Here is a 10,092-nt window from a genome sequence, read left to right on the forward strand (position 1 = left end):
CTGCGAGAAATGCAACAAGGAACACGCCAGCGCGGAATATGAATGCTTCTACACCGGCCCGGCTTCGACATCCGACGAGGCCGGCGAGGCGCAAATCCTTCAAGACATACTGAGCAAGCCGGATACCGCTGCGGTGGCGATTTCGCCGTCCAACGCGCCGCTGATCGCGCAGACGCTCAAGAGCGCCAATCCGACGATCCCGATCATGACGGTGGACGCCGACCTCGCCAAGGAGGATGCCGCGCTTCGCAAGACCTATCTCGGCACCGACAATTACCTCATGGGCAAGAAGATCGGCGAATACATCAAGAAGGCCAAGCCCAATGGCGGCACGATCTGCACCATCGAAGGCAATCCGGCGGCCGACAACATCCTGCGCCGCGCGCAGGGCATGCGTGACGCGCTGACCGGCAAGGAAGGCCTTGCGGCGCTGAAGGGCGAGGGTGGCTGGACCGAGGTCGCCGGCTGCCCGGTGTTCACCAATGACGATGGCGCCAAAGGCGTGCAGGCGATGACCGACATTCTCGCCGCCAATCCGAAGCTTGACGCCTTCGGCATCATGGGCGGCTGGCCGCTGTTCGGCGCGCCGCAACCCTATCGCGATCTGGTCGGGCCGCTCAAGGACCGGCTGGCCAAGAACGACTTCGTCATCGGCGCCGCCGACACGATCGGCGACGAGGTAGCGATCGCCCGGGACGGCCTTGTCACTGCCCTGGTCGGCCAGCGGCCCTTCGAAATGGGCTACAAGGCGCCGTCGGTGATGATCGAGCTGATCGAAGGCAAGAAGGTCGACGATCCGGTCTTCACCGGCCTCGACGAATGCACCAAGGATACGGTCGACACTTGCATCCAGAAATAGTCTACAACCGACGAGGCGCCCGTCTGACGGGCGCCTCGTTCCATCGATTTCTTCAAGAAGGCGCGGCGGTGGGGTGACCGGCCCCGGCCTTGACGCGTCCGTGGTTTGGACTTTCGGCAACGGGATCGGCGTGCAATTCCGGATCGATCCGGACGAGAAACGGCCGACCTATTGGAACGTGAATGCCGCACCAGAAGGCAAAGAAACAGGCCGGCAAGGCTCAAGGCGGTCCGGCGGCGATGCGCAGAGCGGATGCCGCCCACTTTCCGGGGTCGAGCGTCCATGCCTCGCTGGTCAGCGAGATCGGTCTCAGGATCGTTCGCGGCGACTATCCGCCCGGCAGCATTCTTCCCAACGAGGCCAAATGGGCCGAGACCTTCAATGTCAGCCGCTCGGCGGTGCGCGAGGCGACCAAGATGCTGATGGCCAAGAGCCTTCTTGCATCACGCCCCAAGATCGGCAGCTGGGTCGAGCCCAGGGAACGCTGGAACCTGCTCGACCGCGACGTGCTTGCCTGGTACGCGACCGCGCCCGACCGTGAGGCTTTCCTGCGCACCGTGCAGGAGTTCCGCCACATTATCGAACCCGAGGCATCCGCCTTTGCGGCGATGCGGCGCAGCGACGAGCAGATGGCCGAGATCAGCCTCGCCTGCCGCGAGATGGGCGAAGCGGCGAACTTGCCGGACCGTATCCGGGCCGATACGCGCTTCCACCTCGCCATCCTGCGCGCCTCGGGCAACGACCTCCTGGTGCCGCTCGGCGTGCTGATCGAGTCGGCGCTCGACCATCTCTTCGTCTTCACGACGCGGCAGGTTGGCGACCAGCGGCGGGCGCAGCAACTGCATGAGGCGATCGAGAAGAACATCCGCCTGCAGCGCCCGGCGGCAGCGCGCAACGCCGTGCACAGGCTGCTGGCGGACACCGATGAGGGGATTGGAAGCCGGCGGCGGTAAGAGCCGCCGACCGTTTGCGCCTCAAATCGTCTGCTTCCTGCCATCCTTCATCGGCATCAGGTCGACGCCATTCACCTTGGCGATATGCGTCGCCAGCATCGGCACGAACTGTTCGGCCGGGCCGGTGGCATGGGCGCCGGCGAAGGAGTTCTTGGTGGCGTTGCCTAGCGGGTTGGCGATGCCTGCGGCTCCGGCCATCGATTCCAGATAGGTCAGGTCCTTGAAGGCGTTGGCGATGGTGAATTTGTGGGCGTCGCGGTCGCCTTCCAGCGTCCAGCGCATGAAGGTCTGGTAGAAGGGGCAATCCATGCGGCCGTTGCGGATGACGCTGTCGAAACGCGGCGGCGAGATGCCGACCTTTTCAGCCAGCGCCAGCGCCTCGGAATAGAGCGCGGCATAGCCCAGCGAGATGAAATTGTTGAGCAGCTTCATGCGGTGGCCGTCGCCTGTGTCGCCGATATGGACGATGCGGCCGGCCCAGGTCTCTATCACCGGTTTGACCCTGGCGAAAACGGCGTCGGGAGCGCCGACCATGGCGTCGAGCGTGCCTTCCCAGGCCTCCTTCGGGGTGCGGCTCAGCGGCGCGTCGACATAGTCGATGCCAAGCGCCTTGAGTTCGGCGGCAAGAGCCACGGTCGAGACCGGGTCGGAGGTCGAGCAGTCGACGACGACGGAACCTTTCTTCAAGCCCTCCTTCAGGCCGCCGGGGCCGCGGATGATGGCCTCGACCTCGCGCGAGCCGGTGACGCAGATGAAGACGATATCGGATGCCGCCGCGACGTCGCGGGAGGTCGATGCCTCTTGAGCGCCTCGGCCGAGAAGATCCTCCGCCGGTTTGCGGTTCTTGCGGCCGAGGAAGGTCAGCGAATAGCCCTTGTCGACGATGTTCTTGGCGATGCCGTGGCCCATCAGGCCAAGGCCGATGAAGCCGATCTTCTCGCTCGCGGTGGTGGTGCTCATGCTTTGCGTCCTGTCCTCAAATTATCGATAATGCCGCCGCTGTTTTAACCGTATGCGGTTGCGGAAAGCAATATTGTCTGACAATACACATAAATCCCTGGACGCATAAAACCCCAGAATTTGTGGAGACCGGAATGACGAAGCGGATCATGTTCACCGGCGGCAGCGGCAAGGCCGGACGTCACGTCGTGCAGTATCTGGTGGAGCAGGGTTGCCAGGTGCTCAACATCGATACCAGGCCGCTCGACAATCCCAAGGTGCGCACGCTGATCACCGACATCACCGACAGCGGGCAGGTGTTCAACGCGCTGTCGAGCTATATGGGCCTGCATGAATTCGACCCGTCGCTGCGCCCGCAGCCGGTCGACGCGGTGGTGCATTTCGCCGCCATCCCGCGCATCATGATCACGCCCGACAATGAGGTGTTCCGCATCAATGCGATGGGCACGTACAATGTCATCGAGGCGGCGGTGAAACTCGGCATCCGCAAGGTGATCATCGCCTCCAGCGAAACGACCTATGGCCTGGTGTTCGCCAACGAGCCGCGCGACCCCGAATATTTCCCGCTCGACGAGGACTATGACGTCGATCCGATGGACAGCTATGCGCTGTCCAAGGTCGTCAACGAGAAGACGGCGCGCGCCTTCGCGCAGCGCAACGGCACCGATATCTATGCGCTTCGCATCGGCAATGTCATCGAGCCGCACGAGTATTCGCTGTTCCCGAAATGGTTCGCCGATCCCGGTTTCCGCAAGCGCATCGCCTGGAGCTATATCGATGCCCGCGACCTCGGCCAGATCACGCTGCGGGCCGTCGAAAAGGACGGGCTGGGCTATCAGGTGTTCAACGCCGCCAATGACGATACCTCGTCCGACCTGCCGACGGCGGAACTCCTGAAGCGGTTCTATCCCGGCGTGCCGGTCAAGGCGGAACTCGGCGAATACGAGACGCTGCTGTCGAACCGCAAGGCGCGCGACATGCTCGGCTTCCGGCCGGAACATAGCTGGCGCAAATACGTCAAGACAGCCTGAATGGGCTGGTGGAAGGGGTTGGGCTGTGCATAGCGGCGCGCTTTGCGGCCCAACCAACCGGGGGCGCTTGACAGCTTGCGCAAACCGGCCTTTGTGAAGCGTATGCGGGACGCGAAGCCGAACAAGGAAAAATCGCCGAAAAAGGCCGATGCCGCCGATCGCCCGGCGGGCGTGCGCCGGCCCGATGCGGCGCGCATTCCCGGCGCCAGCGTGCACACCTCGCTGGCCAGCGAAATCGGTCTCAGGATCGTTCGCGGCGACTATCCGCCCGGCACCATCCTGCCCAATGAAGCAAAATGGTCGGAGACCTTCAGCGTCAGCCGCTCGGCGGTGCGTGAGGCGATCAAGATGCTGATGGCCAAGAGCCTCTTGGCGTCACGCCCCAAGATCGGCAGCTGGGTCGAGCCGAAGGAGCGCTGGAACCTGCTCGACCGCGACGTGCTGTCCTGGTACGCGACATCGCCGGACCGCGAAGTGTTCCTGAAGACGGTGCAGGAATTCCGCCACATCATCGAGCCGGAAGCGACCGCCTTCGCCGCCATGCGCCGCACCGACGAGCAGATGGCCGAGATCAGTCAGGCCTGCCGCGAAATGGGCGAGGCGGCCAGCCTGCAGGAGCGCACACGCGCCGATACGCGCTTTCACCTCGCCATCCTGCGCGCCTCGGGCAACGACCTTCTGGTACCGCTTGGCGTGCTGATCGAATCCGCCTTCGATCATCTCTTCACCTATACGACGCGTGCGGTGGACGATCTCAACCATGCGCAGAAGCTGCATGAGGCGATCGAGAAGAATATCCGCCTGCAGCGGCCCGACGCGGCGCGCGCGGCGGTGCGCAAGCTGCTGGCCAATACGGACGGCGTCATCCGGTCACGGTAGACACGCCGCTCGATAGATCAAGGCACTCGTCCGGCTCAGCCCTTGCCCATGGCGATTGATTTCCTGAACGCCGCCGCCAGTCCCTTCGCCACCGCGTCGTCGAAACCGGCGTCGCGCATGGTTTCGATGGCGGCCGCTGTGGTGCCGCGATAGTCGAGGAACGCTGCCACCGTCCCGGCGGGCGAGACATCGCGCAATTCGAGCAGCCGGCCGGTGCCGGTCAGCACCGCGTTGACGGCACGCTGCGCGACATCGGGCGGCAGGCCGAAGCGGACCGCGTCGCGCATCATCGCATCCGCCAGCAGGGCAGGGAAGGCCGGCCCCGAGCCGGTAAGGCCGGTGAGGTAGTCGATGTCGCGCTCGCTGGCGACCTCGTCCTGGACACCGCAGGCATCGAAGATGGCGCGCACGACGGCACGATCCGCCTCCGACGTGTCGCTGCTCGCGATCCACGGCGTATAGGACCTTGCCGCCTCCGCCGCCGCGTTCGGCAGCGAACGCACGACACGGCCGGTGCCATGCTTTTCGGCGATTTCGGCAAGGCGGATGCCGGCCATCACCGAAATCACCAGCTTGCCGCCGGCATCGATGGCGAGCGAGGGCCAGTCTTCGGGCCGGACCGACAGCAGGATGACATCGCAGCGCTCGGCGAGCGCCTGGTTGTCGTCGGTCCAGAAAGCGCCGGGAAAGCTCTCGGGTTTCGTGCGGCGATAGGAAAGCGTCAGGTTGCGCGCGTGCACGACGCCGGCGGCCATGGCCGCGCCGGCGATGGCGCCGCCCAGCCAGCCGGCGCCGCCGACAATGCCGAGCCTGACCGATGCGTTCATGTGTCCACCTCCGCTTGTTGCTGCAAGGTGCGGAAGATCGCGGTGCTTGTCCAGCGCGCGAGGAAACCGGCGCAAGCTGGCGGCATTGTTCAGGCGGAAGGCATCGCAATTCTGCGGCTTTGTCAAAAATCCGGGAGCCGTGTCGGATCGACGAGGCAACACCCGTCCTTGGGGCATCGATCACGAAGAAAAAGGAATTTGAAAAATGCCCAGCACCATCCGCCTGCATCGCGTCCTGACAACCAGCCCACAGAAGGTCTACCGGGCGTTCCTCGAGGCCGATGCGCTGGCTAAATGGCTGCCGCCGAACGGTTTCACCTGCACGGTTCATCATTTCGAAGGCAAGGTCGGCGGCACGTTCAAGATGTCGTTCCGCAACTTCACCACCGGCGGCAGCCATTCTTTCGGTGGCGAATATGTCGAACTCGTTCCGGGTGAACTGCTGCGCTACACCGACAGGTTCGACGATCCCAACCTGCCCGGCGAGATCGAGGTGACCGTGTCGCTGAAGAAAGTCCTGGTCGGCACCGAAGTGAACATCACCCAGGCCGGCATTCCGGACGCCATCCCCGCGGAGGCCTGTTATCTCGGATGGCAGGAATCGCTGCGAAACCTGGCCAAGCTTGTCGAACCCGAGATCAATCAATAGGCGGCTGGGTCTCGAGGATATCGCGGCGGCCGGGCGCTAATGCTCCCTCGGCCGCCCGAACGCCGCGCGTAACTCGTCCTTGGCGTCCTCGAGCACTTTCCTGCGTGCCGCCGGAAGATTGCTGCCGGCGCGGTTGATGTAGAAATTCAGCATCGACATCGCGGACTGGAACGGTTCGGCCTTGCGGCGGTGGCTGTGCTCGGCGGACCTCTTCAGCGATGCCGCGATCCTCCCGGCGTCATGCGATTCGAAGATGTGATCCTCAAGGTCCATCGCGTCGCTGTGCTCGGTCACCTCGGACGACCATTTCTTCCTGGTGGCGGTCATGGCTGGGACTCCTTTCGCGGTCAGCTGATCGGAAAACTCGGCACTTCGGCGCCGGTTCCGCGTTCATGCCGGTTCTGGAGCCACGGATTTGCCGGTCGTGGCGCTGCTATGGGCGCGCAATGAGCCGATAGTGACCAGAACGGCGGCCGATTTTCGAGACCGCCGGCAGGAAACGCCTTTGACCCGAACCGACATGAGCCGGCAAAATCCCGGCATCGACAGTTCCTATGCCTGGATGCGGCTGGCCATTTCGATGCTGCTGGCGACGATCGGCGCGGTCGGCATGTGGGCCGTCGTCGTGGTGCTGCCGGCCGTGCAGGCTGAATTCGGCGTCGACCGCGCCGCGGCCTCCATGCCTTACACGGCCACGATGGTGGGCTTCGCCGCCGGCAATGTGCTGGTTGGACGGGCCATCGACCGCATGGGCTACTGGATCCCGGCGCTGGTCTCTTCAGTCGCGCTCGCCGCCGGCCTTCTGCTGGCGGCGCTGTCGACATCGATCCTGCAGTTCACCCTTGCCCAGGGCGTGCTGATCGGTCTCGGCACATCGGTGATCTTCGGACCGCTGATCGCCGACATCTCGCACTGGTTCAACCGCCGGCGCGGCGTCGCGGTCACGGCGGCAGCGGCCGGCAACTACCTTGCCGGAGCCTTCTGGCCGACGATCATGCCGGCGCTGATCAAGGCGGAAGGCTGGCGCTTCACCTATGCCGCCATCGGCATTTTCTGCCTGGTCACCATGGTGCCTCTGGTGCTGTTGCTGCGGCGGCGCGCGCCGGACGCGGCGGCGGCCGGTTCGCCCGGAAGCCGTCCGGTGCAGCCGATCCCGATGTCACCGGCAGCACTGCAGGTGCTGCTGGTCATCGCGGGCCTTGGCTGCTGCGTGGCGATGTCGATGCCGCAGGTGCATATCGTCGCCTACTGTATGGACCTTGGCTACGGCATGGCGCATGGCGCCGACATGCTGTCGATCATGATGGCGGCGGGCGTCGCCAGCCGGATTGCCTCGGGCTTCATCGCCGACCGCATCGGCGGCGCCAAAACGCTGATCATCGGCTCGGTGCTGCAATGCCTCTCGCTGCTGTTCTACATTCCATTCGACGGGCTCGCCTCGCTCTATGTCGTGTCGCTGGTGTTCGGCCTGTCCCAGGGCGGTATCGTGCCCTGCTATGCCATCATCGTGCGCGAATACCTGCCCGCCAAGGAGGCAGGCCAGCGCATCGGCATCGTCATGATGGCGACGATCTTCGGCATGGCGATCGGCGGCTGGATGTCGGGCTGGATCTACGACCTGACGGGCTCCTATGCCGCCGCCTTCCTGAACGGGATCGCCTGGAACCTGCTGAACATAGTGGCGATCGCACTCTTCATGTGGAAGGCGAGGCCCAGGGCCGTCATAGTAGCCTGAGGCAAGGACTGCCTCGAGCAGCTCTGCTTGACAATGCGCTGGCGCTGCGCGACCCCAGAGGCTTGGGGGCGGGGCGACAGGCGGGTGAGATGGCGAGAACTCGGATCGTATTGCCGGCATGCTTCGGCCGCCATGCGCGCGGGCCAAGGCCTTGACCAAGCCACGCTCGCGCCGGGGCGGCGGACGGCCGACCATTGCCGATGTGGCGCGCAAGGCAGGCGTCGGCGCCATCACGGTCTCGCGCGCGCTGCGCGAGCCCGGACGGGTCTCTGAGGATCTGCGGCGGCAGATCCAGGCGGCCGTGGATGAGCTCGGCTATGTGCCGGACCCCAACGCGCGCGCGCTTGCCTCGGCGCGGGCCGAGGTCTTCGGCGTGCTGGTGCCCTCGCTGACCAACAATGTCTTCGCGGAGGTGGTGCGCGGCATCTATGACAGCCTCTCCGACAGTGCGTTCCGCATCCAGCTTGGCCACACGCATTACTCCGGCCTGGAAGAAGAGCGGCTTCTGCAACTGTTCGGATCGCAGCGGCCGGCCGCGCTGATCGTGGCGGGAATAGACCAGACGGCAACCTCGCGGCGCCTGCTGGAGACGGCGGGCTGCCCCGTGGTGCAGATCATGGAGACGGGTCCCGATCCGGTCGACATGCTGGTCGGCTTCTCGCATTTCGACAGCGGCAGGGCGGCGACGGAGCACCTGCTGGAGGCCGGATACCGAAAGGTCGGATTCATCGGCGCGCGAATGGACCCGCGCTCGCAGCGGCGGCTTGCCGGCTACCGCGCGGCGATGGAGGCCGCCGGGTTGTTCGATCCGAGGCTGATCACCACCACTCCGATGCTGTCCAGCGTTTCGCTGGGCCGCGAATTGCTGCGTGACGCGCTCGCCAAGATGCCGACGCTCGACGGCGTCTTCTGCAACAATGACGATATCGCGCTCGGCGTGCTGTTCGAGTGCCATCGCGCCTCGATCGAAGTGCCCAGGCAGATCGGCATTGTCGGCTTCAACGATCTCGACATGATGCAGGTGGCTTTTCCCTCGGTCACCAGCATCCGCACCCACCGCTATGAGATCGGCCGCCGCGCCGTTGCCATGGCGCTGGCCGAGATTGCCGGCAACAGGCCGCAACAGCGGGTCGTCGACCTCGGTTTCGAGCTCATGCGGCGAGAGAGCACCGCACGTTGAAACACACAAAGACGACTGTGCGAATGCCGGTTTACAGCACGGCTTGGTAGCGCTACCAACATCGTGCACGGCAAATGCCCGGCAGACGTTCGGGTCTGTTTATTATACATAAGCGACAGCTCATGCTTGTTCATTATGGATAATATGATAATCTTTCCCGATGCGACGGGGACGGCAAGGGGAGGGGTCGCGGAGGTCTTCGGCACCTGGCATTCGTTACCGGACAAGGCGGAGGAGCCAGCCGGCAACGCGGAAATTGCATGGAACTGAACCGACAAATCAGCACTGCAATCGGGAGGATTATCGATGATCAAGTCACTTGTCGGCGGCATTGTTGCCGCCAGCGCATTCGTCATGCTCAACTCGGCCGCGATGGCCGCCGGCCCGGAGATCGTATCCGGCCCCGCCGCTCAGGCCGACTGTTTCGCGCCGTGGAGCGCGGACACGAAATTCTTCAAATATCCCAAGAAGGAAGGCCCGTTCCGCATTGCCTTCGCCAATGGCTACATCGCCAACACCTGGCGCATTCAGATGGTACAGACGGCCAAGGCCTATGCCGCGCAACCGGACGTGAAAGCCAAGATCAAGGAATTCAAGGTCGTCTCGACCGGCGAGGATGTGCCGGCGCAGATATCGGCGATCAACAACTTCATCGATTCCGGTTATGACGCCATCGTCACCGACGCGCAGAACCCGACCGCTTTCGGGCCGGTGATCAAGCGTGCCAAGGAAGCCGGCATCGTGCTGGTCGCCTTCGACAACATTCTCGACACCAAGGATGCCATCAACGTCAATGTCGACCAGAAGGGCCTTGGCGAATTGTGGGCCAAGTGGCTGGTCGAGAAGGTGCCGAATGGCGGCAAAATCCTCGAAGTGCGCGGCGTGGCCGGCACCTCGGTCGACACCGACCGCCACAACGGCATCCATGAAGTGCTCGACGCTTCCGGCAAGAAATGGGACGTGACCGAAGTCGCCGGCAAATGGGATGACGGCGTGGCGCAGAAGGTGACGGCCGACGC

11 protein-coding genes are annotated in these 10,092 nt (G+C 64.2%); 8 read left to right on the top strand and 3 right to left on the bottom strand.

Going from position 1 to position 10,092, the window contains the following annotated elements; all coding sequences use genetic code 11:
• Window positions 1-859 (top strand): substrate-binding domain-containing protein (locus tag J0I79_RS00490; RefSeq protein WP_292854291.1); only part of this gene is annotated, 859 nt, incomplete at its 5' end.
• A gap of 182 nt (window positions 860-1,041) precedes the next feature.
• Window positions 1,042-1,812: a FadR/GntR family transcriptional regulator gene (locus tag J0I79_RS00495; RefSeq protein WP_292854293.1), complete on the top strand. Its 771-nt coding sequence runs from the start codon at window positions 1,042-1,044 to the stop codon at window positions 1,810-1,812.
• Between the two features lie 21 nt (window positions 1,813-1,833).
• Here J0I79_RS00495 and J0I79_RS00500 read toward each other — a convergent pair whose 3' ends face one another.
• Window positions 1,834-2,772 carry an NAD(P)-dependent oxidoreductase gene (locus tag J0I79_RS00500; protein ID WP_292854295.1) on the bottom strand — a complete coding sequence of 313 codons (939 nt, stop codon included), beginning with the start codon at window positions 2,770-2,772 and terminating at the stop codon, window positions 1,834-1,836.
• Between the two features lie 134 nt (window positions 2,773-2,906).
• Here J0I79_RS00500 and J0I79_RS00505 point away from each other — a divergent pair, with 134 nt between their 5' ends.
• Together J0I79_RS00505 and J0I79_RS00510 are read left to right on the top strand one after the other, a co-directional pair.
• On the top strand, window positions 2,907-3,803 hold the full coding sequence (locus tag J0I79_RS00505; RefSeq protein ID WP_292854297.1) for an NAD(P)-dependent oxidoreductase: 897 nt from the start codon (window positions 2,907-2,909) through the stop codon (window positions 3,801-3,803).
• Window positions 3,804-3,905: 102 nt separating this feature from the next.
• Window positions 3,906-4,682, top strand: a complete 777-nt coding sequence (locus J0I79_RS00510; protein WP_292854299.1) for a FadR/GntR family transcriptional regulator — start codon at window positions 3,906-3,908, stop codon at window positions 4,680-4,682.
• Between the two features lie 35 nt (window positions 4,683-4,717).
• Here J0I79_RS00510 and J0I79_RS00515 read toward each other — a convergent pair whose 3' ends face one another.
• The gene (locus J0I79_RS00515; protein ID WP_292854301.1) at window positions 4,718-5,509 is read right to left on the bottom strand and encodes a pyrroline-5-carboxylate reductase dimerization domain-containing protein; all 792 of its coding nucleotides are present in this window, start codon (window positions 5,507-5,509) and stop codon (window positions 4,718-4,720) included.
• A gap of 205 nt (window positions 5,510-5,714) precedes the next feature.
• On the opposite strand from J0I79_RS00515, the gene J0I79_RS00520 reads away from it, so the two are divergent.
• Window positions 5,715-6,158, top strand: coding sequence for an SRPBCC family protein (locus J0I79_RS00520; RefSeq protein WP_292854303.1), 444 nt, complete (start codon window positions 5,715-5,717; stop codon window positions 6,156-6,158).
• A gap of 36 nt (window positions 6,159-6,194) precedes the next feature.
• Here the strand turns inward: J0I79_RS00520 and J0I79_RS00525 are convergent, their stop codons facing one another.
• Window positions 6,195-6,485, bottom strand: coding sequence for a DUF3175 domain-containing protein (locus J0I79_RS00525; RefSeq protein WP_292854305.1), 291 nt, complete (start codon window positions 6,483-6,485; stop codon window positions 6,195-6,197).
• Window positions 6,486-6,663: 178 nt separating this feature from the next.
• Between J0I79_RS00525 and J0I79_RS00530 the strand changes: the two genes are divergently transcribed.
• From J0I79_RS00530 to J0I79_RS00540, 3 genes are all read left to right on the top strand, one after another.
• Window positions 6,664-7,893 carry an MFS transporter gene (locus J0I79_RS00530; protein ID WP_292854307.1) on the top strand — a complete coding sequence of 410 codons (1,230 nt, stop codon included), beginning with the start codon at window positions 6,664-6,666 and terminating at the stop codon, window positions 7,891-7,893.
• A gap of 151 nt (window positions 7,894-8,044) precedes the next feature.
• Complete coding sequence (locus J0I79_RS00535; RefSeq protein WP_292854308.1) at window positions 8,045-9,073, top strand: LacI family DNA-binding transcriptional regulator; 1,029 nt, start codon at window positions 8,045-8,047, stop codon at window positions 9,071-9,073.
• Between the two features lie 306 nt (window positions 9,074-9,379).
• Window positions 9,380-10,092 (top strand): substrate-binding domain-containing protein (locus J0I79_RS00540; protein ID WP_292854310.1); only part of this gene is annotated, 713 nt, incomplete at its 3' end.

This window comes from Mesorhizobium sp. (assembly GCF_017306585.1).
GTDB lineage: Bacteria > Pseudomonadota > Alphaproteobacteria > Rhizobiales > Rhizobiaceae > Mesorhizobium.